The organism is Algoriphagus algorifonticola, assembly GCF_007655305.1.
Taxonomy (GTDB): Bacteria; Bacteroidota; Bacteroidia; order Cytophagales; family Cyclobacteriaceae; genus Algoriphagus; species Algoriphagus algorifonticola.
In genome coordinates this window covers 115034-140242 of record NZ_VLOG01000008.1, presented here as the reverse complement: position 1 = coordinate 140242, position 25209 = coordinate 115034, and the positions used below count along the sequence as shown (strand labels likewise).

The window sequence follows — 25209 nt, the reverse complement described above, 5'->3', positions numbered from 1 at the left end:
GGAGAATGCGAAGAGATCTTTCTTTCTTTAAATTATTTTCTACGCTAAGCCCTTGTTTATCTTTTTCATGAAAAGAATAAAAGGGACTTTAACATCAAAAGGAATACTATGAAATGGCAAGGCCGCAAAAAAAGCAGCAATATCGATGATAGAAGAGGAAGAAGTTCTTCTGGAGGAGGAATGAATCCATTATTGATAGGTTCATTGCTCAAAATCCTCTTTTCCAAAACAGGACTCATTATAGTAGGGATATTAATTGCATTTTCCATTATTACAGGTACCAACCCATTAAGCTTTTTAGGTGGATTTTTGCAAGGTGGAGGGCAAGGATTTACGACGGAATCCAATTATCAGCCAACTGCTGAGGAAGATGAATTGGCTGAATTTAGTGCAGTCATATTGGGGGATACAGAGCAGGTATGGAATCAATTAATTTCCAATTATAGAGAACCAACTTTAGTACTTTTTACTGGATCAGTTTCTTCGGCTTGTGGTAATGCCAGCGCGGCAACAGGTCCTTTTTATTGTCCGGCTGATGAAAAACTGTATATAGATTTGAGCTTTTTTGAGGATATGGAAAGGAAATTAAATGCGCCGGGTGATTTTGCTCAAGCCTATGTTATTGCCCATGAAGTAGGACATCATATCCAAAAAATCATGGGAATTACTGATGAGGTTCATTCCCTGAGAGGTCAGATTAGCGATCAAGAGTATAATCAATATTCTGTTAGACTGGAGCTTCAGGCGGATTTCCTTGCAGGAGTTTGGGCACATCACAGCCAAAAAAGCAGCGGGATGATGGAAAGGGGGGATTTGGAAGAAGCACTGAATGCTGCCAATGCTATTGGAGATGACCGGCTTCAAAAACAGGCAGGGGGTAGGGTAGTACCTGATTCTTTTACCCATGGCACATCTGCTCAAAGAATGCGCTGGTTCAAAAAAGGATTTGATACAGGGGATTTGAGCCAAGGCGATACCTTCAGCGCCAAATCACTGTAAGATTTAGATTTCCAGGATATAATCTAGAATACCTGCGTTTTTGCCTTTAGGCCTTGTGACTAAAAGAGGAAGGCTGTCATTGAATTGAATAAGTCTTTCAGCCATACTGCCAATGAAAAGTGCGGTAGCAGCTGTTCGTCCTTTAGCTCCGATAATGATGCCATCAGCATTGATTTCCAAGGCCTTGTTCACAATTTCCTGAACGGGGTCATCATCCTCGTCTTTGGTATAGACAGGAGTGATTTTGATTCCTTTGGTATTTATTTTCCGAATGAATTTTTTGTAAGCTATCTCAGCATGCATTTGCATGATTTGAGTAAACTCTTCGTAGCTTTTCCCTGTGAAATGATAACCGGAAGGGATAGAGAATACATTCTGGCAGACGATTTCCACATTTCCATGTTTTTCAGCGATCATAATCGCTTCTTCCAGCGCATCCTTAGAATAATCCGAAAAATCAGATGGAACCAGAATTTTTTGAACTTTTGGTTGAGAGTTTTCAGGAACGATCAATAAGGAACAAGATGCACGTCTTGCCAGCCTCAAAGATACTACGCCAGTGCCTGGGAGATGAATTTTTCTACCAACAATAATCATATCAGCAGATTTCTCCTCAGCTAATTTGAGAACCTTTTTAGATAAAGAACCTTCTTTTACAATATAGTTTAAGGAGATACCTTTTTGATCAGGGAAGTTTTCAGAGACAACCGTTTCCATGGCGGCTTGTCTTTCATTGATCATGCTCTCCACCAAATTTGGAAACTCTTCCAAAACCTCCTTAGGTACAGATAGATTTTTGATCACATTGACAAAGTAAATCTTCTTGGTTTGATTCACTTTGGCGATAAATGCCGCATATTGAATCAAGGTCTTGTCCAAAGAAGTTTGGTCCAGGCAAACGATCATTTTTTTAATCAAGTACATAGTTCTCCGGGTTTTGGAATTACAAAGTTAAGGCTAAATGAAATGTTTAAATATAGAAACGGTATAATATTTTGTTGCGAACGCTAAATTTTTGATTTGGTTCTAATTTTTAAAGAAAAGGGCTCCAATAATCAGAATTATATTTCATTTTAATCGATTTGACATCTTGTTTTCTCCGGATATTTCTGGAATAATCCTCTATTTACTTAACCCCTCTCTCATAATATCGTATATTTGCACGAGTCCGGGTCGCCGACATGTTCAAACTTCACAATTAACATAATTACCGAGTGAAGCCCTTTCCAAAAACAGGCCTCACCTCGATACCGATGTTATCGGACTAATCGGGGCCTCGCCCATAAAAGCAGGATAACAGTGGAAGTTTGCGGATTAAAGGCAGCTCAAATCTTGTCTATACGGAGGTTTGTAACACTCTAAGACCCGGACTTTTTAATTTTTTCCTTTATCCAGTTGAGTTCAGCTTTTCCATAAAAACCACTCACCGCAATCAACCAAAATATTCCTAGAATCAAGATTGATCTAATTGTCAAATCGATCAATGGATTTTCCATCATTGGTAAAATGGAAGTCATAATCAGAGCGAAAAGACCTAAGCCGATGATTTTTACCGTGTCCACTGAGAATGGATTAAAATTTAACCTGATTTTTAGGAATAGAAATTTAACTGCATTGAATGCCAACATGACCAATGCTGATGCAATTGCAGCTCCTTCTATCCCATAAATAGGAATTAACCAATAATTCATCAAAATAATCAAGATACTCATGGCAATTGTGGCAACCAGGTTAAACCTATAATATTTGGAGAAAACCAGAATTTCTGAGTTGATAGAAAAGGCCACATCAATGAGTTTTCCCAAACCAATTATGAATACGATCCACTTTCCGCTTTCATATATTTCTCTGTTTGGAATGAAATGGTAAATGGAATCAATATTGGCCCAAATTCCCAGAAATAATAAAACACAGATGTAGAATTGCCTTGTGGAAACTTCCTTATATAGCCGGTTAATTTCTACCAGATTGTTTTTTGAAAAATGATCGGCGACTACGGGCATCACAACTTGAGAAATAGCTCTTCTTGGCATTTCTATGACCAATGCCATACTAAATGCAATGGTATAAATTGCATTTGCTTCCAAATTGACCATGGAACTGACCATGATGCTGTCAATTTTCATAATTAGGGTAGAGGCAGCAGTGGCTAGGAAAGTTATAAGACTGAATTTTAAAAATGAGCTTCTGAATCCTTTTGGAAATGACCGCCAATTAAGGTCAACTTTCAAAACTTTCAACCATGATAAATAAACCAGAATCCCTAATAGCGGTATCCCATAGACTGCTATTAGCCCTGCCATCATCCAATCAAAATTGATCCATTTCATCAAAAAACAAATGACCCAAAGGCCTGTCAGTAATCTAAGCAAAACCTCCCGGAAGAAGGTAGGAATAGCTACTTTAAGAAAGGATCTGCTGTAGGCATCTAAGATAGAATTGGCCAAAGCCAAAAATGTGATCAATAAAACAATCCATAAATAATTGATCAGCTCAGGAGAATTAGCCGAAAATAAACCAATAATTTCCTCTTTGAATACGAAGAATAGAAAACTCACTAAAACAAAGCCTGCGGAGGCGAGAAGCAAACTAAAACTCAAAAAAGCAGAATGACCTGCTTTTAATTTGGGGAAATACCGGGTAATTCCGTGTCCCAATCCTAATTGAGCAAAGGGAACAAAGAGTAAAGCTAGATCTTGAATAGTGCGAAAAGTACCTAGCTGAGCAGCTTCTAAAGCATAAGGATATAACCAAAGGACATTAAAATAGCCAATGACTACACCTAAGTAGGAAAAAAGTGTGGTTTGAATACTTTGACTGGCAACTTTGCCCATAGGGTGAAATTATCAAAAAATTGGAAATGCTACCTTTTTTTCTTCAAATCAAGGTTTAGCACATTTATCACAGCCCGGTTCGGTTTTAGGCTTATAGAAAAACCTTCTAACCAAATAGACTACTGCTCCCAACACGATAATTCCTACGATTATTTCTTGCCACATTTTAGGATAAAATTTGATAAGTAATCAATGCTGATACATAAGCCAAAGCGGTCATGTATACTGTTTGGATTAACGGCCATTTCCATCCTTTAGTTTCCCTGTACACAATCGCCAGGGTACTCATACACTGCATAGCGAAAACATAAAATACCATCAAAGAGAATGCGGTGGCTTTGTTGAATACTTTATCACCCGTCACCGGGTTAATTTGAGCATTCAACTTTTCCCGAATGGTGGAATCGTCTTCTGGATCACCCCCTATGCTGTAAATAGTCGCAATGGTGGATACGAATACTTCTCTAGCCGCAAAGGATGTGATCAATGCTATTCCAATTTTCCAGTCATAACCTAAGGGTCGAATAGCTGGCTCAATAGCTCTTCCCATGATTCCTATGAAGGAATTTTCCAATAAGTCTGATGAGGCTTCTGCTCTGATTTCTTCTATGTCCACTTCAGAAGACGCCAATTCTATTTTTTGATCCCTTTCTGCTCTGATTTCCTCCATTTTTTCAGGAGGGCCATAGGTGCCCAATACCCATAGAATGATTGAAATAGCTAAAATCACCTTTCCTGCCTCAGTCACAAATGTCTTGGACTTATTGTACATGGTAATGATAACGTCTTTCCACCTTGGGGTACGATAAGATGGGAGTTCTACCATCAAAAAGCTCTTTTCATCGGTTTTTAGGATGCTTTTAAGTCCAAAAGCAGTAAATAAAACGCCAATAACTCCCAAAAGATAAAGAGACAATAAGGCGACAGCTTGAAGATTAATAAACCCTAAAACGGTCTCATTTGGAACTACCAAACCAATTAGAATAATATAAACCGGCAGCCTTGCTGAGCAACTCATTAGCGGAGTCACCATGATGGTTATGATTTTCTCTTTCCAGTTACCGATATTTCTTGCAGCCATGACTCCTGGAATAGCACATGCTACTCCTGAAACCAAAGGCACTATACTTTTACCGTGAAGACCAAAGGGGCGCATCCATCTGTCCATCAAAAAGACCACTCTGGACATATACCCTGTGTCCTCCAGAATGGCTAAAAATCCAAAAAGCAAGGCGATTTGAGGAATAAAAATGACTATACCTCCTATACCGGGGATAATACCTTCGGCTAAGAGACTGGTCAATACTCCTTCTGGTAAAACTGTACTCACCCAAGTTCCCAAATCAGCAAAAACCCCATCTATCAAGTCCATTGGAACTGTGGCCCAGGCAAAAATTGCCTGAAAAATGACCAATAGGATGGAGGCGAATAAGAGATAACCGAAAACAGGATGTAAAATAATTTTATCGATGGTGCTAGAAGACTCTTTTCTATCCTCTTTTTTAACCAGTACTTTTTCAATGATTTCGGTGATTCTTCTATATCTGAGCTTGGTTTCTTCAAGTTGGGCAGATTCCAAATTGATATTCAAGCTGTCTATCTTGTTTTTAACCCATTGCCTTTTTTCCAGAGGAAGCCCTTTATCTTTCAGTCCAAATCTTAAAATTTGATAGGCCTGATAGTCATTGGAGAGATCGAACTTCTCTTTAATGTCTTGTAGAAGAGAAGTGTCTATGAAATCGTCTACCTGGAGGAATTGATTTTTTTTGGAAAAATTCTTCTGGTGGATCAATTCCCGGATTTGCTCCAAACCTTTGGAACCTCTTGCGTCTGTGTTCAAAATTGGTACACCCAAAGCTTTGAATAATTCGAAGCCTTTTATTTCCAGATCGTGCTTTTCAGCTAAATCTGACATGTTCAGTACTAAAGCCAGATTCAATCCTAGGTCAATCAACTGGGAGGCTAAAAACATTCCTCTGGATAGCTGAAGAGAATCAATTACCATCAACACATAATCAGGCCGCTCAACTTCACTCAACTGATTTAATACTCTGTGGGCTATAATTTCATCTTCGGAGTTTGGATAGAGGGAATAAGTACCTGGAAGATCTATAATTTCATAAGTAGACCCTTGGTAATTCATCATACCAATTTTCTTATCCACAGTTACCCCCGGGTAATTACCTATTTTCTGGCTTAGACCGGTGAGTTGGTTGAATATGGTCGACTTACCAACATTGGGGTTTCCTATGATGGCAATTTTGAGTGGCTTGACTAATGGTGATTGAGTCTGTTCAGGCATGTGGGATTATAGTAATTGAATATCCAGCAATGCAGCTTCGGCTTTTCGAAGTGCTAAAGTGGATTCTTCCAGTCTGAATGCCATAGGGCCATTCAAAGGAGCAACGTGTTGCAAGGTGATTTTTTTTCCTGGAAGAAAGCCCAGTTCCATTAAGTTGATTTTCAAAGGGGAGTCTAAAACATCCTTGATAACGGCACTTTTGGAAATGGGTAGTTGGTCAGCTGTCATGTACTAAATGTCGGAATCCTTTTCTAAGATTTGCAAAAATAACTTATTTGGAATGGATCTAAAGAAAAAGAATAAAGATTTTTGTCAGTTTTTAGATAGATGGTTATCAACGAATACTTAGGATTTCATTTGGCAAGTTAAATTCCAGGCCACCCTCCATCATAATTCTTAAACTGAACTCAAGTTCGATTTCTTTACCAGGATCTTTGTTCCAGACGAGTTTGAATAAATCATCCCGAAAAACTGTTAATCCATTCTCCAGAAACTGATCAATGGATCGTGTAGTGTTGTTGAAAAAATAATTCATCTGAAAGTGATTACTGATGTCTTGTCCCACTTTGATGACCTCACCGCTTCCCAAGATGACTTCTCTGGTATTGATGATCTGAACTCCAATCATTTTCTCGGCAGATTTTGGTGAAGGTGGACTACAGGCCATTGCAGTCCCGAAAGTAAAGTAGGAGGGATTGGACTCCAAGTATGCAAGTGTCTGTGTTTCTTTTATGCGGAATGATTTCGTAATGGTTGAATACGGAAGCACGGTACTGGGGCTTACCTGCTGACCATCAGTGGTGAGGGAGAGTGTTTCGAAGGATAAAATCCTAAAATCCTTAATATCAAAAACCGGTCCGCAGCCACAAGAGTCATTACAGAAGTTGGTACAACTCATAGGTAAAATTGCCAATGAGGAGAAAATTAAAAAAGTGAGTAAAGTGACTTTACCGGCGTTTTTCATTATTGAGAGGAGCTATGATCTTTAAACTCAAGTATTCACGAAAAGTTAGGAATAAAAAAGCCTATATCCAGAAAATATAGGCTTTAGGATTGTTGGTGGTTGATTTTAAGCTTTTCCTCTCAGCATCAAGTTCCAATACATAAAGGGCAGCCCATATTTTTTCAAAAGCCACATACTATACTGTTCTTTCGATGTATCCACAAATTTCGAGATTAATGGATCACTGTCTCTTACGTTATCATATTTGAATTCAGCCAAAACCATTTTACTATAGCCTGTGACCAATGGACAGGAAGAATATCCAGAATAAGCCTCTTCTCCAACTTTATTTTCCCGAATTAATTGAAGTAAATTTCCCACTAGTACGGGAGCTTGTTTTCTGATTGCAGCACCGGTCTTTGCAGTAGGAAGGTGTGCGACGTCTCCCAAAGCAAAAATATTGGGGAAACGCAGGTGCTGTAGCGTATGGATGTCTACGTCCACCCACCCTTTTCCAGGCCCTTCTTTGAGGGATATGTCACTTTCCTGAATGAACTTGGGAGCAGCCTGCGGTGGTGCTAGGTGAAGCATATCAAAGTGAATTTTGATCTCATTATTGCCAAGCTGTTCTTCTCCTATTTTTATACCTGCTCCATCAAAAGAATGAACAGAATCAGGTTTAATGTATTTAAAATAAATATCCTGATTTTCAGCATCTATTCTTACTGGAGCATAAAAGGGCTTGAATATTATATCTCTATCCTTGATGATTTTGTTGAGTGTTTTTGCAAAGTCCGGAACTCCAAATATCACGGTCCCAGGGGTAGCAAAAATCACGTTTGTTTTTTCTCTGACTCCAGCTTTTCTGAAAAATTCTTCAGCCAAATACATAATCTTTTGAGGCGCTCCTCCGCACTTGATTGGTGTTGTAGGTTGGGTGAAAACAGCATTGCCTCCCTTGAAATTCTTTAATACTTCCCAGGTATGTTCGGGATCTGTGTAATTGCTACAAACAACCTTTTTATCCATTGCTTCGCTTAGCCCAGGTAATAATTCCGGCGCCATTACCAAACCCGGAGCTACTACCAAATAATCATAAGAAACACCTCCTGATTTGTCAGTTGAAACCTTATTCTGTTTAGGATCTATGGCTGTGGTCTTGTCTTTAATCCATTCCACTCCTTTGGGAATGTAGTCGGCCTCCTCTCTTTCGGTATCTTTAAAATCAAAAGTACCAGCGCCTACAAGTGTCCAAGCTGGCTGGTAATAGTGTTTTTCGGAAGGTTCAATGATGGCTATTGCCAGATTTTTATCCTTACGTTTTAATTGGGCAGCAACTGTAATTCCGGCGGTACCTCCACCAATGATTACTATTTGATAATGTTTCATGATTCGGTTGTTTGACTGATAGGAAGGTATTTAAAATCAAAAGACCTTTTAGTGACTTTCATCACCTTTGCTGGGAAAGATGAGATAAATCACCTTTCTGATTCAGTATTATTTTAAAAGTACGATTACTGCATTGTGACAATTATCACTAACTTCCATTTCAGTCAAGACTAGTTTCGTTTTTTTATAATTATGACAGTAGAAGAACTTAAATCAGCACTTCCAAATTTCACAGATCCAAGGCTTTTAGAAATCCTTTTGGGCAAAGGTCAAATCATGCGTCTTGAGCCGGGAAAGGTTTTGATGGAGCCAGGGAAATTTATCAAAATGGTACCGATTGTCTTGAATGGATCCATTAAGGTTTCCAGGATGGATGAGGATGGAAAAGAATTGTTTTTATACTACTTGGATGCAGGAGAGACTTGTGCTTTGTCCTTGACTTGCTGCTCTGCCTCCAAACCAAGTGAAATCAAAGCAGTAGTGGAAGAGCCTACAACCATTATAGGGATTCCAATTACAGTTCATGAACAGCTTTCTGATGAATTCAAGCAATGGAAGGATTTTGTCTCATCCACTTATCAAAGTAGGTTTCAGGAAATGTTAATAGCATTAGATGCAGTAGCTTTTAAAAGAATGGATGAGCGATTGATGCGATATATTGTCACCAAAATGAAACAATATAAAACCAATGAGCTTCAAACTACCCATCAGGATATTGCCACAGAATTAGGTACTTCCCGAGAAGTGATTTCCCGACTATTAAAACAATTGGAAAAGAAAAAATGGATAGAATTGGGTAGAAATATGATTTATATTCGAGATGATTTCGAAGAATTGATTTCCAAATGATCAAAGCATAACCAGAAGCGGCACATGCGTATGATAGGCCATTTCCAATGATCTACTTTTTCCGGTAACTTGCTCCCAAAGGCTTTTATGTTGATGACACATGGCTAAAATTGAATCAGTCTTGTCATCAAAATATTGGTCTAACCCCTTGATTAATTCTTTGCTTTTAATGCTGATTAGCGTAGACTTTAAATCTGGAAATTCTTCTTTTAAAAACACCTGTAAGCCCTTTTCTGCTAGTTTTTCCCGAAAATCATCACTTTTCTCAAAATGTAGGATTTCAAGAGATAATTCCCATTTTTTTGCAAGTCCAACTACCTTATGAATATATTCTTCTTCATGATTGGAGATTTCCAAGGCCAAAGTAATCTTTGTAATTGAAGAGGTTTTTCCTTCTGAAGGGATTAACAATACAGGTGTCCTAGCTTCTTTAATTACCTCCACAGCTGTTGAACCCACTAATACTTTTTTGATTCCTGAGGCACCATGGGTTCCCATTATGATCATATCAACCTCTTCTTCTTCAGCAATCCGAGCGATACTAATGGAAGCAGTTCCTTCCTTAATGATTGACCGATAATTGATTGAATCATGCTCATGCTTCTTTTTAAGCTTGGAAATCATTTCGCGCGCATCATTATGCATATTGTCCAAAGCTATGGCTGCTTGGGAGGCAAAATCATAGACGACTTCTACCACATGAAGTAGAATAATTTCATTTTCGCCTTTTTTGCACAAGCCTTTGGCGAATTCTAAAGCCTTCACCGAGTTGTCTGAGAAATCTAAAGGAATAAGGATTTTCATGCCGATTTGAATTAAACTTCTCTAATTTAACCTTAAGATTCAGCTTATACTATGATAAAAATCAATCTGAATTCAGATTTAGCTACACTAGTATAATTTCCTGCTGGGCTCCCTTGGTATTTATGTAATTTTGGATGTAACATTTGTCACTGCTTAAGCCTATCACACACATGTACTTTTGTACAGGTTATTTAAAATCAAAAAAACTATGGATTTGATAGTCCTTTTAGGATATGCAGCTGCAATAATTATTGGTGTAAGCTTGGGTTTGATAGGTGGAGGAGGATCAATTTTAACAGTTCCTGTACTGGTTTATATTTTAAATGTAGATCCGGTTCTGGCTACAGCATATTCATTATTTGTTGTGGGAGCTACATCTTTGGTTGGAGCAGGCAATTATATGAAACATGGACTAGTTGATTATAAAACTGCCATTGTATTTGCCATACCTTCATTTATCGCAGTATTTCTTACCCGAAAATTTTTGGTGCCCTGGCTTCCTGATCCCCTGTTTTCTATAGGAGAATTGGCGATCACAAAAAGTGTAGGCATCATGATTTTCTTTGCAATGATTATGCTGGCGGCTTCATACTCCATGATTAAGAATAATAATTCAGAGGATGCTAGCGAGGAAGGGGAAGTTAAGTTTAACATTCCTTTGATAGCGGTGGAAGGTTCAGTGGTAGGAGTTATTACGGGAATAGTGGGAGCAGGTGGAGGATTTTTGATCATTCCAGCTTTAGTCTTATTAGCCAAACTTCCCATGAAACTTGCAGTCGGTACTTCTTTGTTGATTATAGCAGCAAAATCATTAATTGGATTTTTGGGTGATTTGGGAAATCAAACAATCGATTGGAATATGCTCTTGATTTTCTCTGGACTATCAGTGGTGGGTATTTTCATAGGTAGTGCACTTTCAAAGAAAATCAATGAAAAAGCACTTAAAAAAGGGTTTGGCTGGTTTGTCTTAATCATGGGCATTTATATTATTGGGAAAGAATTAGCAGGGATTTAAGTTGGAAAAGTATTTCAAAATCTTTCTGGATGGTTACTATGGGTACTGGAACTACCTTCAATCAGAAATATTGTATCCATCTTGGCATAACTATTTTTATTGGCTGATAGGCTTGTCCTTATTAGTGTGGATGCTCGAAGTAATTTTTCCCTGGAGAAAAGGTCGTCCCTTTTTCCGCAAAGACTTTTGGTTGGATGCATTTTACATGTTCTTCAATTTCTTCCTGTTTTCATTGATTCTCTACAATTCCCTTTCCAATGTATTTGTAGAAGCATTTAATGATTTCTTAGGGCTTTTTGGAATCACGAATTTGGTAGCTATTGAGGTCAATTCCTGGCCAGTTTGGGGTCAGTTCTTACTCTTATTTGTAGTAGCTGATTTTATACAATGGAATGTACATCGAATGCTTCATCGGGTTCCATGGTTGTGGGAGTTTCATAAGGTTCACCACTCAGTCGAGCAAATGGGCTTTGCCGCGCACTTGAGACATCACTGGATGGAGACAATTGTCTATAAATCAGTGCAGTATATTCCTTTGGCAATGATAGGTTTTGGGCTGGCAGATTTCTTTGTCTTGCATATTTTCACCATTGCAATAGGTCATTTAAATCACGCAAATGTCAAAATATCCTACGGTCCACTCAAATATATTTTCAACAATCCCGTGATGCATACCTGGCATCATGCCAAGTATCTTCCCAAAGGAAGCCATGGAGTGAATTACGGGATTTCTCTAAGTCTATGGGATTATTTGTTTGGAACAGCATATATCCCCAATGATGGAGAAAATGAGCCATTAGGCTTTGATAAAGTGGAGGAATTTCCTCAAACATTTTGGACACAAATCACATACCCATGGCTCAGAAAGAAAAACAAAAAAGCTTAAACCCATTAAATAGTTGGACTACAATTATTTTGCTGTGCTTGGTCTTGGGATTAGCTCCTTTTACCCCTGAACCCCATGTTTGGGGAAAGATCAAGTGGGTATCAGGTGGGGCAGATGGAATGAAATTGATGGATTGGGGAGATTTGGTATTGCATGGTTTTCCCTGGCTTTTATTGGGAAGACTATTTGTTTTAAAAGTTAGGGACATTTATCAGAGGAATGTGACTTCTGGTACTGAAGGAGAGCTAGGGTAGGTCTAATTTTGAGAATAAAAAATCTATGTTTGACTTCTTTAAAACAAAACCGAAAAACTACGAGGATATACCTTCAGGTGCATTTCACGAATTGATGTTGAATCCTGCAACTGTAATATTGGATGTAAGGACTTCTGGTGAAAATCAATCAGGGAAAATTAGAAATTCAAAAAATCTGGACATCATGTCTCGGGATTTCAAATTGAAAATAAATGAGCTGCCCAAAGACAAAATATACTTGGTGTACTGTAGAAGTGGAAACAGAAGCGCCCAAGCTTGTGCGATAATGGCTGAAATGGGCTTTAAAAATCTCAAAAACCTCAGCGGGGGAATTATGAGGTGGCCTTTTGAATTGGTTTAATATAAGTGGGGTGACCCACTTATTTTTTTGAGATTTTATTCATACTGATGGATCGTTGTAAGTTTGATTTAAATCGATCCATATCTTCTGGACTTTTTTGAGCGTGCTTTGTTTTTCTGCCTTGAACTCTGGCTCTCCACATTTTGAAACTGCTTCGCTTCATTTCTCTTCTCATCAACTGAATTACTTCGGCCTCTTTTACGCCAAATTGGGATTCAATTGCATCGAAAGGGGTCCTATCCTCCCATGCCATTTCAATGATGCGATCAATATCTCTTTCACTTAAATTCTGGAATTTCTTCATATTCTTCAAACCCTTCGAGTCCATTAAGGTTTTTAGAAGGTGGAGAAAATTTCTGTTGTCTGGCTAAAACGAGATTTAAGATTAAAGGACCATCCAGCTTTGGATGCTGCTATTAATCTGGGGCATCCCATTCTATTAGCCTATGTTTTTGAGCCTTCTTTGATTCAAGCTTCTCAAAGTGATCTTCGTCATTGGAGGTTTGTATGGGAATCTCTAGAAGATCTGAATCGGCAGCTTCAACCTTATCAAGCTGAGGTTGCTATTTTTCATCAGGAAGTAAATGAAGTTTTCAGCCAATTGGAGTTAAAATTTGAAATCGCTTCCGTATTCTCACATCAGGAAACAGGGATTCAGATAACTTTTCAGCGAGATTTACAAATAAAATCTTGGCTTCAATCTAGAAATATACCCTGGTATGAGTTCCTTCAACAAGGAGTTAGAAGGGGTAGAAAATCAAGAGCTAATTGGAGAAAGGAATGGTTTGCCTATGCGGCAGCCAAACAAGTAGACCCGAACTTAAATCAAGCGAGATTTCTCTCTAACACGGAAATAGGAAAAATTCTAAGAAGTAATTTGAATATTCCGGGGGATTGGAAAAAACCTAATCCTTTGATGCAGAAAGGAGGGGAGACTATTGGGCACAAATACCTTAAAAGCTTTGTAGAAGATAGAGTTTCCAATTACAGCAGGAATATTTCAAAGCCTGAAAGAAGTAGAAGGAGCTGTGGAAGAGTTTCGCCTTATTTAGCTTGGGGATGCTTATCGATCCGGCAAGTTTTTCAGGCTTCAGAAAGTAAAAAAAAGGAAAAATTTCAGGTTAGAAACTTCACCAATTTTCAATCCCGACTAAGATGGCATTGTCATTTTATCCAAAAATTTGAGATGGAATGCCGAATGGAGTTTGAACCCATTAATAGGGGGTTTTTAAAATTAGAATACAAAAAAAATCCAGCCTTTATTCAGGTTTGGAAGGAGGGAAATACCGGGATTCCATTGATAGATGCCTGTATGAGATGTTTGATTCAAACAGGGTACTTAAATTTTAGAATGAGAGCTATGTTGGTTTCATTTCTTACCCATCATTTAGGGCAAAATTGGAAAGATGGCTCAGATCATTTGGGTAGGCAATTTTTAGACTTTGAGCCGGGTATACATTATCCTCAGCTACAGATGCAGGCGGGAGTGACAGGAATCAATACTGTGAGAATCTATAATCCTATCAAACAATCTAAAGATCATGATCCTGAAGGGGAGTTTATTAAAAAATGGGTACCGGAATTAAGCCAAATTCCATCTGCTTTGGTCCATGAACCATGGAAAATCAGTCCTTTAGAGCAGGAAGATTTAGACTTTCACTTGGGAAGAGACTATCCATTTCCAATAGTGGATCCCGAAAAAGCAGGAGCAGAGGCCAGAAAGAGAATATGGGCAGCGCAAAAAGATCCAGCGGTCCTCCAGGAATCAGAACGAATAGTGGAGCAACATACTTTACCAAACAGATGGGCATGAAAAAACAGCATTTACCTTCCAAAATATGTCCGGTTTGCCAAAGGCCCTTTTCTTGGAGAAAGAAATGGGAAAAGAACTGGGAAGAAGTCAAATATTGCTCTAAACGATGTTCTGGAGATGCTAAAAAAAGCAGGCATTAATCACGGTAAACCATTACAAACCAGGTAAGCCAAATAGTCAAAGGAACAAAATAGGACACCACAACCGCTAAAATAGATTCTTTGATACTTCTATTGCTGATCATATGAAATCCCATCACCCAAAGAACTCCATATCCTAATTCGAATAAGTTGAGAGTACCAAGAGGATAATACCACCTTGGATTTAAATTATCAAAACCAATAAATGATAAAAGGGAAAGGGGCCTGTATTCCAGGATTTCCTGGTAAGTGCTCGCTGAATGCGGGTTGATATAAACCAGAAATCTTATCAACTCAGGAAATAAAAATATCCCCTCTGCCACCAAAGCAAATTTCCAGAGTTCTTTGTAAGGGATTTTATAACCCAGAAAAAAAGCGCCCAACCAAAAAAGAAAGGATATTACCGTAAACTTCCATAGAAGGGCAAATGGTGTCCAAACATATTCCAACGTATTGAAAATATGAAATATCATAAAATCACCTCTCGCGTCTAAATTCTCCGAATCGGGAATTGCTTCAAGTATGATGGTGTTAGTAAGATATCGGATGAGAATAAAGAGTAAAACCAAAAGAAAAAAATAAAGCCTTTTATCAAAATCTAAATAGTCAGAAAGACGTTGTGCTAATGGAGAGCGTTCTTTAGGCATATTTCGAGGTTAAGTTTACTTAAATCTAATTGATTGTCTGAGATAAGACCTAATTTTGCGCCCTGAAGGAGAAAAATCTATGTTAAAGAAGTTTATTTTAAGTTTTACATTCATTTTTTGCTGCTTAGCAGGAAGCATGGTGAAGGCTCAATCTGCGCCTTCGGATAGCTTATTTGTAAAAGCCTCTCCTTATCTATTGCTGGATCGTGGTTTACAATACAGGATTACTAAGTCAATCAACAGCATGTATAATTTTGATTTTGATGTGGCTGAAAGAGACTTCAAAGTAATTGCCTATCAATACCCTGATCACCCACTACCTGATTTTTTGATGGCTTTGAGTTACTGGTGGAGGATAGAAGTAGATGTGACCAATGAAAAATACGATAAAATATTTTTGGCCTACATTGATCGGGCAAATGAGAAGGCTGAAAAGCTCTATGACGAAGATAAAACCAACAAGGAAGCGGCATTTTTCCTAGCTGCAGGTTATGGATTCCAAGGAAGGCTTTTATCAGAAAGAAAAAGCTGGACGCGTGCAGCTTGGGCGGGAAGAAATGCATTAAAATATATGGAATTAAGCAGAGGAGAGGAAGAGTTTAATCCTGAGCTTCTTCTAGGGGATGCCCTTTTTAATTACTTCTCTGTTTGGATTCCAGAAAATTATCCGCTCTTAAAACCAATTCTAGCCTTATTTCCTAAAGGTAACAAGCAGCTTGGCTTGAAGCAGCTGGAACAAGTGGCTGAAAATGCCTTTTATACCAGAATTGAGGCTATGTATTTTTTATTTAGGCTCTATGCTTCGGAAGAAAAGAAACCTTATGAGGCCCTCAGAATTTCAGAATACCTCAATGAAAAATTCCCAAACAACCCTTATTTCCATAGATCCTATGCGAGACATTTATATACCGTTGGAAGGTGGACTGAGTCATTGAGAGAGTCAGAAGAGATTCTGAGAAGAATTGATGCGAAGCAAACTGGTTATGAATCAAATAGTGGTCGCTATGCAGCTTTCTATATAGCTCAATACTATGATAGAATCGGGAATAGACCGGAGGCCAAAAAATATTATCTCAAAACTCTTTCCTATGGTGAGGAGTCAGAATCCCAGGAAAGTGGGTATTATTTACACTCTTTGGTAGAGTTGGGGAAAATTGCACTGGTAGAGAAAAACAAAGCACTTGCAAAAGAATATTTCAAAAAAGTAAAGAAATACGCAAAGCGAAAACACCCCGCTCATCAGGCCGCAAGGGATTTTATCAAAAAGAATAAACTTTAATCAAAAAGTTTGCGTTTTTAGCACTTACTGCAAGAGATAATTTGAATTTTTCCAAGAGAAGGAGGATTTTTAGAAGGAATCTTTGCTAAAATCCCCACTATCCTTAAGAAAATTTCGAATTAGGTCGATATAAAAACGGATAATAGTTTTAAAATTTTCCTTAATTATTATAAATTTGCACAGCATAAAATTTTGTAAAAGCAAGAAATCATGGATAATAGCGTAAGAATAAAATTCGATAAAATTGATCGTAGGATTCTAGAAATCCTTCAGGGAAACGCAAAGATCACTAACGCTCAACTTTCAAAAGATATCGGGCTTTCTCCTGCTCCAACCTTGGAGCGAGTGAAGAAACTTGAGCAGTCTGGTATCATTAAAAGTTACCATGCGAAATTAGACCCAGAAAAAATTGGCCTTGGGGTAAGTACATTTGTTTTGGTATCTCTTATTGGTCACAACAAAGGTAATATAGATGCATTCATGAAGGAAATCAACGGAATTCCAGAGGTTATTGAATGTCATCACATTACAGGTACAGGTGATTTTATTCTTAAAATCATTGCAAAAGATATCACTGCTTATCAGAAGTTGATGTTGGAAAAAGTTTCTGAAATTAAAGAAGTGGACTCCATGCAATCCATGGTAATTTTGTCCACATTTAAAGACTCAAAGGTATTGCCTATCCCTGCCTAATTATTAGAATAGAATAGAATTTAGGGTGGCAATTGTCACCCTTTTTTTTTGAAGCTATGGAACATAATCCTTGGAAAACCCTAAAAATTAAACCCATTTACAATAATCCTTGGATAAGACTCGAAGAACACGATGTCTTAAATCCCGCAGGAAAGGAGGGGATCTACGGTAAAGTGCATTTTAAAAATAAAGCTATGGGCATTATACCTGTAGATAAAAATGGTAACACTTGGCTGGTTGGGCAATACCGGTATACTTTGAAGGAATATTCCTGGGAAATTCCCATGGGTGGAGGTCCTATTGGTCTGGACCTTTTGGAATCTGCCAAGCGCGAATTAAAAGAAGAAACCGGCTTAATTGCCGAAAAATGGACTGAGCTTCTCAGAATACATACTTCCAATTCAGTTACAGACGAGGAGGGCTTTGTTTATCTGGCTGAAGATTTAACTCTACTCGATACGGAATTCGAAGAGACTGAAGTATTGCAAATCAAAAAGCTCCCACTTCAGGAAGCCGTTTCTATGGTTATGAATGGAGAAATTACAGATGCAATCAGTATTGCCGGAATCCTAAAAGCTGCCCGAGTTTTGGGTTTGTGATATGACTATTAAAGATCATTTTAAAATTACTTCCAAATTAGCTTATCCAGTTGTCTTGAGTCAATTAGGGCAAGTAATGGTTGGGGTAGCAGATAGCATGATGGTGGGGCAATTGGGTGCAGTACCTTTGGCAGCTGCCTCCCTGGCGAATTCCATATTTTTTGTTTTGCTCATGTTTGGCATGGGAGTATCCATGGGAATTACTCCTTTGGTTTCTATTGCAGAAGGTAAAGGGAAATCTATTCGTATCGGACGTTTATTTCAGCACGGGTTGTGGATCAATCTTTCTACAGCATTGGTTTTAACCATCATTATTTTGGGTCTCTCACAAGGGCTTTCCCATCTCAATCAACCTGAAATAGTGGTGAAAGAGGCAATTCCTTACCTCTTTATCATTACGGCTTCCCTTTTTCCGTTTATGATTTTCCAAACTTTCAAGCAATTTGCTGAAGGACTTTCGCAAACAAGACAAGCCATGTATGTGACCATTATCTGTAATTTGGTCAATGTGTTTTTAAATTGGGTTCTCATTTTTGGGAAATTGGGAGCTCCGGAAATGGGTTTGATTGGTGCTGGATTGGCTACTTTAATTTCCAGGATTTTGATGCCAATTATGATTGGCTGGTATGTAATGAAGTCATCGAGATATCAAAACTTTCAATTGACTTTGGGGCTTTCAAAGATGAGCTTTCCGATGATCAACAGAATATTAAAAATCGGGATACCAACCGGTTTTCAATATATTTTTGAAGTCAGCGCCTTTGGTTCTGCGGCTATTATGATGGGTTGGATAGGAGTAAATGCCCTTGCAGGACATCAAATAGCTTTAAACTTAGCTTCGATCAGTTATATGATGGCTGCTGGTCTCAGCACTGCCGGAATGATTCGGGTAAGTAATCAGATTGGCAAGAATAATTTCAAAGCTATGCGGGAAGCGGGAATGGTTGTGTTTGCCATGGTGCTGATTTTCATGGCGGTTACAGCTGTTATTTTTGTTGCAGGTAGAAATTTTCTTCCAACTTTCTATATAGATGATCCTGAGGTGATAGCTACTTCAGCCACTTTGTTAATCATAGCGGGAATGTTTCAATTATCGGATGGTGTACAGGTCGCGGGCTTAGGTGTTCTCAGAGGTATGGAGGATGTGAAATTTCCCACAATTATCACCTTAATTGCTTATTGGGTTTTGGGTCTTCCATTAGGGTATTTTTTAGCTTTCGAAATGGGAATGGCAGAAAAAGGAATTTGGTATGGCTTGCTGATCGGCTTGAGTATAACGGCAATAGTTCTTTTTTACCGATTCCATAAATTATCCAGGAAAGCAATTTTGGAAAAAGGAATTAACACTTGATCAAAAAGTCTTTTTTAAAGGGTTTCTGAATCAATAAAGGAAACTTTATATTCAGGACTTAATTAATATTCTACCGATGAAAAAAATATTTTCCCTTGCCCTATTACTTTTCTTGTTTAGTCAGTTCACCTTTTCTCAGAAACTTGCTGTTTTAACTCAACGCGAACAGGCTGAATTGATTGACTCTTGGTTGGATGTCAGGATCAACTCTCTATTACCTCAATTGATGACAGAGACAGGTATCGATATGTGGATAGTGATCTCCAGGGAGTACAATGAGGATCCGGTTATACGAACTATGCTTCCCGCGACTTGGATGGCCGCTAGAAGACGAACTATATTGGTGATGTATCAGCCTAAGCCAAATTCTCCAGTGGAAACTTACGCAATTGCCAGATATGATGTGGGAAAGGCATTCAAAAGAGCTTGGAATCCTGAACAGCAGCCAGATCAGTGGAAAGCATTAATTGACTTGGTAGCAAGTAAGAACCCTCAAAAAATTGGTTTGAATTATGCGAAAGATTATGGTCATGCTGACGGCTTGACTTATTCAGAACATCAGGCTTTCGTCAATCAATTACCCAGTGCTTTGAAATCAAAAGTTGTATCTGCCCAAACATTGGCAGTAAGATGGTTGGAAACCCGAACTGAACAAGAAATGTCTACCTATAGACATGTGCAGCAATTGGCTCATGATATTATTCAGGAAGGTTTATCTGAAAAAGTGATCACTCCCGGAAAGACAACAACTGAAGATGTGGTGTGGTGGTATAGAGAGAAGATCAAAGAAATGAAGTTGGATACCTGGTTTCATCCAACTGTAGATATTCAGCGTCCGGACCCTTCTTCCAATGAAGCAAACAGGTCATTTGCAGTCCGACCCTCTGAGATGACCATTATGCCGGGAGATTTACTTCATATTGACTTTGGAATAACTTACCTCAGGTTAAATACTGACACTCAGGAATTAGCCTATGTCCTTAAGCCAGGGGAAACAGAAGTTCCAGTCTTCCTTCAGAAAGCATTCGAAGTAGGAAATAGACTACAGGATATTCTAACGGAAAACTATGTAGCTGGCCGTACAGGAAATGAAATTCTAAGGGCATCCAGACAAAAAATGGAATCAGAAGGAATTAGAGGAAGTATTTATACGCATCCATTGGGATTTTATGGACATTCAGCAGGACCAACCATCGGAATGTGGGATAATCAAGGGGATACTCCAGGTGCTGGAGATTTTCCGCTTCATGCCAATACTGGATATGCCATTGAATTGAATGCCGTGGTTTATGTGGAGGAATGGAAAAAAGATGTGAGAATTATGCTGGAAGAAGGAGCGTTTTTCGATGGTGAAAAAGTGACTTATTATAATGGAAGACAGAAAAAGATTCTATCCATCCCACGTATGAGTAATTATTTGGGGAATTGAGATTAATTATCTGATAATCCTCAATCTTGCCACTTACCATATTTTCTTTGCTTGACCGATAGGACATTTCGAATTCGCTCAGCATAGGTGACCGATGACCCAGCCACGGCAGGCAGGCGAAGCTTCCGGATTCTAATCATTTGGGCTAATACTAAGCCATGTTTTTCTTCTAACTGGCTAAAAGAGAATATTGATATCAATTATTGAAAAAAGGCCTTGAGAGGAACTCAAGGCTTTTTTTATGTTTGATACTTTCTTTTTCTGATACTGACCAAGACTAAGAAAGCCAAAAAGGCCATGCCCGCACTGCTGAGGAATACGAGTTGAAAGTTTTCTGCTTTATTGGCATACAAAAAGCCTGAAACGATCGCTCCAATACCGATTCCTGCTTCCAAAAATATATACATGGTTGCTAAAGCCCTACCTCGATAAGCATCCAAGGAAAGATCCACCACCCAGGCAGCCGTGGTAGGACTATACATCCCAACTGCAGACCCAAACAATACCCCCGCAATCATCAGCATGGCTTTCGTTTCTGCAAATGCAATTGTCATCATTGCCATAATCATAAAAATACTGGCTACTCTTAGGACAGGAATTCTTCCATATCGGTCTGAAGTTCTTCCAGCTATCAATCTTATTCCTAATGAGGAGAGTGTAAATACAGCAAAGAAAAGTCCTTTGTTTTTGATTCCTAAATGCTCTGAGAGATCTGGAATAATGGTAAGAACCACTCCAAATGAAAAAACAGACAAGAAAAGTATCGCTGACGGCATCAATACCCGCTTTTCTATGATCTCGTCTTTTTTAAGTTTGAATAAATTCAGTTTGAGAGGCTCTTTGTTTGGTAGCGTTTCTTTCAGCTTCAATAGAATTAGAATGGAAAAGATTGCAGTAAAGGCAGAAGCATAGAAAAGAATTTCCAACTCCCAAATACTTGCAATCCATCCACCGATAGCCGGGCCTGCAGCCATGCCGAGGGAACCAAAAAGAGATTGGATTCCCATTGCTTCCCCACGTTTTTGGAAAGGAACAATATCGGCTACATAGGCAGAAGTGCCGGTGGGAGTAAATCCAGCTGAAAATCCATGTGCAAATCGCAGGAATAGAAATCCGCCGACAAAACTTAAAATTGGATACAATAAGCCCACAATAAAGCATACTGAAGCACCAAAAATCATGACCGGTATTCTTCCGATTTTATCTGCGAGCTTTCCGGAAAAAGGTCTGGAAAGACCAGCAGATAAGGTGAATAATGAAATGATCAAACCTTTGTAATCTTCACCACCCAATGAACTTAGGTAGGAGGGAAGCTCAGGAATAATCATATTGAAAGAAGAAAAAAACAAAAAAGAGCTCAAGCAGAGCAGGAAAAAATCCAGACTGAAAAAGGATGGGAAGATTTTCATGAAGTTTGGATTGAAAAGGAACAGGGCCGAAAATAAAATCGGCCCTGTAATTATTCTTTGTTTGCTTCTTCTTCGCTTTGAGCGAGTAGAAAGGCTTTCATAAATTCATTCAAGCCCCCGTCCAATACATGCTGGGTATCAGAGGTTTCAAAACCTGTCCGGTTGTCCTTCACCAGTTTATATGGATGCAGGACATAGTTTCGGATCTGGGAACCAAAATCTACCCGAAGTTTGGAAGATTCTATCTTCGCGATCTCAGCATTTCGTTTTTCCAGCTCCATTTGATAAAGCCTGGATTTCAACATCTGCATGGCTTTTTCCCGGTTGGCAAGCTGGGATCTTTCCACCTGACATACCACAACGATTCCGGTTGGCTTGTGTGTCAATTGAACTTTGGTTTCCACCTTGTTCACATTCTGACCACCTGCACCTCCGGATCGGGAAGTATGTAGTTCAATATCCGCAGGGTTGATGTCGATCTCAATGCTATCATCCACTTCAGGATAGGCATAGACCGAGGCAAATGAAGTATGTCTTCTTCCTCCTGAGTCAAAAGGGGATATTCTCACCAGTCGATGAACACCTGTTTCAGATTTAAGGAATCCATATGCCAAAGGACCCTCGAACTCTAAAGTGGCTGATTTAATACCTGCAACTTCACCTGGCTGAACGTCTACCTCTTTTACCTTGTAGCCATTCTTTTCACCCCACATGATGTACATTCTCATTAGGATGGAAGCCCAGTCATTACTTTCAGTTCCTCCCGCTCCAGGGTTGATTTCCAGCACTGCATTCAGCTGATCTTCCTCTGAGGAGAGCATCTTTTTGAGTTCAAGATCTTCTACAGCTGTTTTGGCTTTTTGGTATTCAGTTTTGATTTCTTCTTCGCTGACTTCATCAGCTGAATAGAATTCATACAATACTTCCAAGTCCTGAATAATCTGCTCCAGATCTTCGAATGATGAAGTCCAGCCTTTTCTGACCTGGATTTGTTTCATCGTTTTTTCAGCCTCTTCTGGATTATTCCAAAAATCAGGCTGGGCAGATACTGCCTCTAAATCTTCTATTTCTGCTTTCTTCCGATCGTAGTCAAAGATACCTCCTTAAAGCCGAGGTGCGAGCTTTCAAGTCTTTCAGTTGGTCCGAAGTCATGATTTTAAAGTTGAAAATTAAGCTGCAAAAGTCTGAAAAAAAATCCGTTTTTACTAAGTAAAAGCAAAATCAATCCGGTAATCTCATTTGGATAATCTGAATTCGGTTTCGCCCTTGATTTTTGAATGTTTTGTACCGAATAGGTAAAAGTGCTAAACCTGTTCCAGTTAAAATACCTCCAATCACTCCAACGCCTCTGTCAATGGAAAACTCCCCAGTTTGGTAAATGGAATTTATACTCTCGACCCCCAGTAAGATTACACCTGACCCTAGAACTAAGGCATTCATGTTTCTCAGGGTAGAGTTTCTGGGATCTTTTCTTCTGATATCAATTTCCAAGATATCATCAGGAGAAAGTATATTCTCACTCAAATAGATATAATTGTCATTGAGATCTTTGATCACATCTGTGATGTAATATCCTAGCTTCGAACTTTTGTAGGTGATCGGTTCACCTATATAAAATCGGATTTGGGTTTTGGTATTACTGCCTCTTTTCAAGAGTAAAAAATCTTTGGATTGACCATAACTTGAAAAACTCAAGATTGTCAAAAAGATCGTAAAAATAAGTAAGTTGATTGCTTTCATGTACAGCGGTTAAGTTAGTCTTAAAAAATTCTATACGAAAGAGAAAGAAAAAAAGCTGTTGAATTTTCAACAGCTTTTGGTTTTTATGTAGAAAGAATTTTTGCAACTCTGAAATCATCTTCATCCACTGATTTGTCATCTACGATCGCCTTTTTAATAGGAGTGTACACAACCTTATGATTGATTAGCCCTGCCATCACATCATATTTACCTTGTAATAGACCTTCTACAGCAGCTACGCCTAGTTTAGATGCCAATAGTCTATCATAAGAACTTGGAGCTCCGCCTCGCTGCAAATGACCAAGGATAGTTACTTTGATATCGTAATAAGGAAGATGTTTCTTTACCTTTTCAGCTATTTCAGCAGCACCACCACTTTTTCCGCCTTCTGCTACAATGACAATGTTGGATGATTTTTTGGCCTTTGTTCTGATCTTTAGTTTTTCTACCAAATCTTCAATTGGCATTTTCTTTTCGGGTATCAGAATTGCTGCCGCTGCAGAACCAATTCCTGCATTGATAGCAATGAAACCAGCATCTCTACCCATCACTTCCACAAAGAAAAGTCTGTCATGAGATGTAGCTGTATCCCTGATTTTATCAATCGCTTCGATGGCAGTATTGCAGGCAGTATCGAACCCAATTGTTACATCAGTTCCTGAGAGGTCATTATCGATGGTTCCTGGTAAACCTACGGCAGGAATTCCAAACTCTTTGTAAAACAAATGGGCTCCAGTTAGAGAACCATCACCACCGATCACCACCAAAGCGTCTATACCATGACTTCTTAGATTTTCGTAGGCTTTTTTTCTTCCTTCCGGAGTTCTAAATTCGTCACTTCTTGCAGATTTCAGAAATGTACCGCCTCTTTCAAGAACGTGAGCGATGTTTTTTGAATCTAATTTTTTGATATCATTTTGGATGAGGCCTTCATAGCCTCTATAGATACCATACATTTCCAGATTATAGTAAAATCCTGCCCGTACGGCTGCTCTTATAGCAGCGTTCATACCAGGAGAATCCCCTCCGGAGGTAAGTACCCCGATTTTACGGATAGTTTTAGGTTCCATTATAAGGTTTGAGTTAAGGCTTTGAACATTAATTCAGCAGATGCTGGATTGGTAGCTAGTGGGATATTGTGGACATCACAAATCCTCATCAGCATTTGTACATCCGGCTCATGGGGGTGTTTGTCCAAAGGATCTCTGAAAAACACAACCATATCAAGCTCTTTCTGTGCAGCCATAGCGGCAATTTGTGCATCACCTCCAATTGGGCCAGATAATAATTTCTGAACCTCAAAACCAGCTTTCTCAATATGCGACCCAGTTGTGCCTGTTGCAACAAGCTGAACATCTACTCTTTGCAGGTTATTCTTAAAGCCGCTTAAAAAATGAACCATGTCGGCTTTTTTTCCATCATGGGCAATCAATGCAATTTTCATGAAATCTAGTTTAATAGGTTGGTGCCAAA

At 38.8% G+C, this 25209-nt stretch carries 28 protein-coding genes; 13 read left to right on the top strand and 15 right to left on the bottom strand.

Going from position 1 to position 25209, the window contains the following annotated elements:
- The first annotated feature begins 108 nt into the window (after positions 1-108).
- Positions 109-999 (top strand): KPN_02809 family neutral zinc metallopeptidase, encoded by an 891-nt coding sequence (gene ypfJ, locus FL972_RS01280; RefSeq protein ID WP_144602543.1) that lies wholly within the window; start codon positions 109-111, stop codon positions 997-999.
- Positions 1000-1002: 3 nt separating this feature from the next.
- Here ypfJ and FL972_RS01275 read toward each other — a convergent pair whose 3' ends face one another.
- The 7 genes from FL972_RS01275 to FL972_RS01245 form a co-directional block, all read right to left on the bottom strand.
- Positions 1003-1923, bottom strand: coding sequence for a universal stress protein (locus FL972_RS01275; protein ID WP_091650203.1), 921 nt, complete (start codon positions 1921-1923; stop codon positions 1003-1005).
- 434 nt (positions 1924-2357) lie between these two features.
- Entirely contained in the window at positions 2358-3833 is a 1476-nt protein-coding gene (locus FL972_RS01270) for a lipopolysaccharide biosynthesis protein (RefSeq protein ID WP_144602541.1), read from the bottom strand.
- 48 nt (positions 3834-3881) lie between these two features.
- Complete coding sequence (locus FL972_RS01265) at positions 3882-3998, bottom strand: FeoB-associated Cys-rich membrane protein (RefSeq protein ID WP_144602539.1); 117 nt, start codon at positions 3996-3998, stop codon at positions 3882-3884.
- A 1-nt stretch (position 3999) separates the two neighbouring features.
- Positions 4000-6135, bottom strand: a complete 2136-nt coding sequence (feoB, locus tag FL972_RS01260) for a ferrous iron transport protein B (protein WP_144602537.1) — start codon at positions 6133-6135, stop codon at positions 4000-4002.
- 6 nt (positions 6136-6141) lie between these two features.
- Complete coding sequence (locus FL972_RS01255) at positions 6142-6363, bottom strand: FeoA family protein (RefSeq protein ID WP_091650216.1); 222 nt, start codon at positions 6361-6363, stop codon at positions 6142-6144.
- A gap of 106 nt (positions 6364-6469) precedes the next feature.
- Positions 6470-7099 (bottom strand): hypothetical protein, encoded by a 630-nt coding sequence (locus tag FL972_RS01250; RefSeq protein ID WP_144602535.1) that lies wholly within the window; start codon positions 7097-7099, stop codon positions 6470-6472.
- A 105-nt stretch (positions 7100-7204) separates the two neighbouring features.
- On the bottom strand, positions 7205-8467 hold the full coding sequence (locus FL972_RS01245; RefSeq protein ID WP_144602532.1) for an NAD(P)/FAD-dependent oxidoreductase: 1263 nt from the start codon (positions 8465-8467) through the stop codon (positions 7205-7207).
- Positions 8468-8659: 192 nt separating this feature from the next.
- On the opposite strand from FL972_RS01245, the gene FL972_RS01240 reads away from it, so the two are divergent.
- Positions 8660-9316, top strand: a complete 657-nt coding sequence (locus FL972_RS01240) for a Crp/Fnr family transcriptional regulator (RefSeq protein WP_144602531.1) — start codon at positions 8660-8662, stop codon at positions 9314-9316.
- Here FL972_RS01240 and FL972_RS01235 read toward each other — a convergent pair whose 3' ends face one another.
- Positions 9317-10120: a universal stress protein gene (locus FL972_RS01235; RefSeq protein WP_144602529.1), complete on the bottom strand. Its 804-nt coding sequence runs from the start codon at positions 10118-10120 to the stop codon at positions 9317-9319.
- Between the two features lie 208 nt (positions 10121-10328).
- On the opposite strand from FL972_RS01235, the gene FL972_RS01230 reads away from it, so the two are divergent.
- Genes FL972_RS01230 through FL972_RS01215 form a run of 4 tightly spaced genes read left to right on the top strand, consistent with a single transcriptional unit; the run spans position 10329 to position 12636 of the window.
- Positions 10329-11135, top strand: coding sequence for a sulfite exporter TauE/SafE family protein (locus tag FL972_RS01230; RefSeq protein ID WP_144602526.1), 807 nt, complete (start codon positions 10329-10331; stop codon positions 11133-11135).
- Position 11136: 1 nt separating this feature from the next.
- A complete protein-coding gene (locus FL972_RS01225; RefSeq protein ID WP_144602524.1) occupies positions 11137-12021 on the top strand; it encodes a sterol desaturase family protein in 885 nt (294 codons plus the stop codon).
- Entirely contained in the window at positions 11991-12275 is a 285-nt protein-coding gene (locus FL972_RS01220) for a hypothetical protein (protein ID WP_144602522.1), read from the top strand. Before FL972_RS01225 ends, FL972_RS01220 begins: the two co-directional genes overlap by 31 nt.
- A gap of 25 nt (positions 12276-12300) precedes the next feature.
- Complete coding sequence (locus FL972_RS01215; protein ID WP_144602520.1) at positions 12301-12636, top strand: rhodanese-like domain-containing protein; 336 nt, start codon at positions 12301-12303, stop codon at positions 12634-12636.
- Positions 12637-12655: 19 nt separating this feature from the next.
- Here the strand turns inward: FL972_RS01215 and FL972_RS01210 are convergent, their stop codons facing one another.
- Positions 12656-12940, bottom strand: coding sequence for a TIGR03643 family protein (locus FL972_RS01210; protein WP_091650918.1), 285 nt, complete (start codon positions 12938-12940; stop codon positions 12656-12658).
- A gap of 39 nt (positions 12941-12979) precedes the next feature.
- Between FL972_RS01210 and FL972_RS01205 the strand changes: the two genes are divergently transcribed.
- Positions 12980-14449 carry a cryptochrome/deoxyribodipyrimidine photo-lyase family protein gene (locus FL972_RS01205; RefSeq protein ID WP_144602518.1) on the top strand — a complete coding sequence of 490 codons (1470 nt, stop codon included), beginning with the start codon at positions 12980-12982 and terminating at the stop codon, positions 14447-14449.
- Positions 14365-14589, top strand: a complete 225-nt coding sequence (locus FL972_RS19745; protein WP_394344568.1) for a DUF2256 domain-containing protein — start codon at positions 14365-14367, stop codon at positions 14587-14589. Before FL972_RS01205 ends, FL972_RS19745 begins: the two co-directional genes overlap by 85 nt.
- Here the strand turns inward: FL972_RS19745 and FL972_RS01195 are convergent.
- Positions 14586-15236, bottom strand: a complete 651-nt coding sequence (locus FL972_RS01195) for a sulfate ABC transporter permease (protein WP_144602515.1) — start codon at positions 15234-15236, stop codon at positions 14586-14588. The two genes, FL972_RS19745 and FL972_RS01195, sit on opposite strands and share 4 nt — an antisense overlap.
- 136 nt (positions 15237-15372) lie before the next feature.
- On the opposite strand from FL972_RS01195, the gene FL972_RS01190 reads away from it, so the two are divergent.
- From FL972_RS01190 to FL972_RS01170, 5 genes are all read left to right on the top strand, one after another.
- Entirely contained in the window at positions 15373-16515 is a 1143-nt protein-coding gene (locus FL972_RS01190) for a tol-pal system protein YbgF (RefSeq protein ID WP_250161260.1), read from the top strand.
- 210 nt (positions 16516-16725) lie between these two features.
- Positions 16726-17208 carry an Lrp/AsnC family transcriptional regulator gene (locus FL972_RS01185; RefSeq protein WP_091650251.1) on the top strand — a complete coding sequence of 161 codons (483 nt, stop codon included), beginning with the start codon at positions 16726-16728 and terminating at the stop codon, positions 17206-17208.
- Positions 17209-17264: 56 nt separating this feature from the next.
- Positions 17265-17807: an NUDIX domain-containing protein gene (locus FL972_RS01180; RefSeq protein ID WP_144602510.1), complete on the top strand. Its 543-nt coding sequence runs from the start codon at positions 17265-17267 to the stop codon at positions 17805-17807.
- 1 nt (position 17808) lies between these two features.
- Positions 17809-19158: an MATE family efflux transporter gene (locus tag FL972_RS01175; RefSeq protein WP_144602507.1), complete on the top strand. Its 1350-nt coding sequence runs from the start codon at positions 17809-17811 to the stop codon at positions 19156-19158.
- A gap of 76 nt (positions 19159-19234) precedes the next feature.
- Complete coding sequence (locus FL972_RS01170; protein WP_144602504.1) at positions 19235-20587, top strand: M24 family metallopeptidase; 1353 nt, start codon at positions 19235-19237, stop codon at positions 20585-20587.
- Positions 20588-20826: 239 nt separating this feature from the next.
- Here the strand turns inward: FL972_RS01170 and FL972_RS01165 are convergent, their stop codons facing one another.
- From FL972_RS01165 to FL972_RS01145, 5 genes are all read right to left on the bottom strand, one after another.
- Positions 20827-21996: an MFS transporter gene (locus FL972_RS01165; RefSeq protein ID WP_091650264.1), complete on the bottom strand. Its 1170-nt coding sequence runs from the start codon at positions 21994-21996 to the stop codon at positions 20827-20829.
- A gap of 50 nt (positions 21997-22046) precedes the next feature.
- Positions 22047-23148, bottom strand: a protein-coding gene (prfB, locus tag FL972_RS01160; RefSeq protein ID WP_139217432.1) for a peptide chain release factor 2 whose coding sequence is annotated in 2 segments (ribosomal slippage) — positions 22047-23087 and positions 23089-23148 — 1101 coding nt in all. Because the reading frame shifts where the segments join, the coding sequence is not laid out codon by codon here.
- A 69-nt stretch (positions 23149-23217) separates the two neighbouring features.
- Positions 23218-23736 carry a hypothetical protein gene (locus tag FL972_RS01155; RefSeq protein ID WP_144602501.1) on the bottom strand — a complete coding sequence of 173 codons (519 nt, stop codon included), beginning with the start codon at positions 23734-23736 and terminating at the stop codon, positions 23218-23220.
- Positions 23737-23819: 83 nt separating this feature from the next.
- Entirely contained in the window at positions 23820-24806 is a 987-nt protein-coding gene (gene pfkA / locus FL972_RS01150) for a 6-phosphofructokinase (protein ID WP_091650273.1), read from the bottom strand.
- A complete protein-coding gene (locus tag FL972_RS01145; RefSeq protein WP_091650278.1) occupies positions 24806-25180 on the bottom strand; it encodes a methylglyoxal synthase in 375 nt (124 codons plus the stop codon). The genes pfkA and FL972_RS01145 overlap by 1 nt, the downstream gene beginning before the upstream one ends.
- Positions 25181-25209 lie beyond the last annotated feature (29 nt).

Bases quoted from the DNA above. Each gene is read 5' to 3' on its own strand.
- FL972_RS01270 (WP_144602541.1), bottom strand. From the start codon at position 3,833: ATGGGCAAAGTTGCCAGTCAAAGTATTCAAACCACACTTTTTTCCTAC.
- FL972_RS01255 (WP_091650216.1), bottom strand. From the start codon at position 6,363: ATGACAGCTGACCAACTACCCATTTCCAAAAGTGCCGTTATCAAGGAT.
- FL972_RS01180 (WP_144602510.1), top strand. From the start codon at position 17,265: ATGGAACATAATCCTTGGAAAACCCTAAAAATTAAACCCATTTACAAT.
- FL972_RS01165 (WP_091650264.1), bottom strand. From the start codon at position 21,996: ATGAAAATCTTCCCATCCTTTTTCAGTCTGGATTTTTTCCTGCTCTGC.
- FL972_RS01245 (WP_144602532.1), bottom strand. From the start codon at position 8,467: ATGAAACATTATCAAATAGTAATCATTGGTGGAGGTACCGCCGGAATT.
- FL972_RS01240 (WP_144602531.1), top strand. From the start codon at position 8,660: ATGACAGTAGAAGAACTTAAATCAGCACTTCCAAATTTCACAGATCCA.
- FL972_RS01275 (WP_091650203.1), bottom strand. From the start codon at position 1,923: ATGTACTTGATTAAAAAAATGATCGTTTGCCTGGACCAAACTTCTTTG.
- feoB (WP_144602537.1), bottom strand. From the start codon at position 6,135: ATGCCTGAACAGACTCAATCACCATTAGTCAAGCCACTCAAAATTGCC.
- FL972_RS01250 (WP_144602535.1), bottom strand. From the start codon at position 7,099: ATGAAAAACGCCGGTAAAGTCACTTTACTCACTTTTTTAATTTTCTCC.
- FL972_RS01185 (WP_091650251.1), top strand. From the start codon at position 16,726: ATGGATAATAGCGTAAGAATAAAATTCGATAAAATTGATCGTAGGATT.
- FL972_RS01230 (WP_144602526.1), top strand. From the start codon at position 10,329: ATGGATTTGATAGTCCTTTTAGGATATGCAGCTGCAATAATTATTGGT.
- FL972_RS01235 (WP_144602529.1), bottom strand. From the start codon at position 10,120: ATGAAAATCCTTATTCCTTTAGATTTCTCAGACAACTCGGTGAAGGCT.
- FL972_RS01155 (WP_144602501.1), bottom strand. From the start codon at position 23,736: ATGAAAGCAATCAACTTACTTATTTTTACGATCTTTTTGACAATCTTG.
- FL972_RS01175 (WP_144602507.1), top strand. From the start codon at position 17,809: ATGACTATTAAAGATCATTTTAAAATTACTTCCAAATTAGCTTATCCA.
- FL972_RS01220 (WP_144602522.1), top strand. From the start codon at position 11,991: ATGGCTCAGAAAGAAAAACAAAAAAGCTTAAACCCATTAAATAGTTGG.
- pfkA (WP_091650273.1), bottom strand. From the start codon at position 24,806: ATGGAACCTAAAACTATCCGTAAAATCGGGGTACTTACCTCCGGAGGG.
- FL972_RS01215 (WP_144602520.1), top strand. From the start codon at position 12,301: ATGTTTGACTTCTTTAAAACAAAACCGAAAAACTACGAGGATATACCT.
- FL972_RS01170 (WP_144602504.1), top strand. From the start codon at position 19,235: ATGAAAAAAATATTTTCCCTTGCCCTATTACTTTTCTTGTTTAGTCAG.
- FL972_RS01265 (WP_144602539.1), bottom strand. From the start codon at position 3,998: ATGTGGCAAGAAATAATCGTAGGAATTATCGTGTTGGGAGCAGTAGTC.
- ypfJ (WP_144602543.1), top strand. From the start codon at position 109: ATGAAATGGCAAGGCCGCAAAAAAAGCAGCAATATCGATGATAGAAGA.
- FL972_RS01195 (WP_144602515.1), bottom strand. From the start codon at position 15,236: ATGCCTAAAGAACGCTCTCCATTAGCACAACGTCTTTCTGACTATTTA.
- FL972_RS19745 (WP_394344568.1), top strand. From the start codon at position 14,365: ATGGGCAGCGCAAAAAGATCCAGCGGTCCTCCAGGAATCAGAACGAAT.
- FL972_RS01145 (WP_091650278.1), bottom strand. From the start codon at position 25,180: ATGAAAATTGCATTGATTGCCCATGATGGAAAAAAAGCCGACATGGTT.
- FL972_RS01210 (WP_091650918.1), bottom strand. From the start codon at position 12,940: ATGAAGAAATTCCAGAATTTAAGTGAAAGAGATATTGATCGCATCATT.
- FL972_RS01190 (WP_250161260.1), top strand. From the start codon at position 15,373: ATGGTGAAGGCTCAATCTGCGCCTTCGGATAGCTTATTTGTAAAAGCC.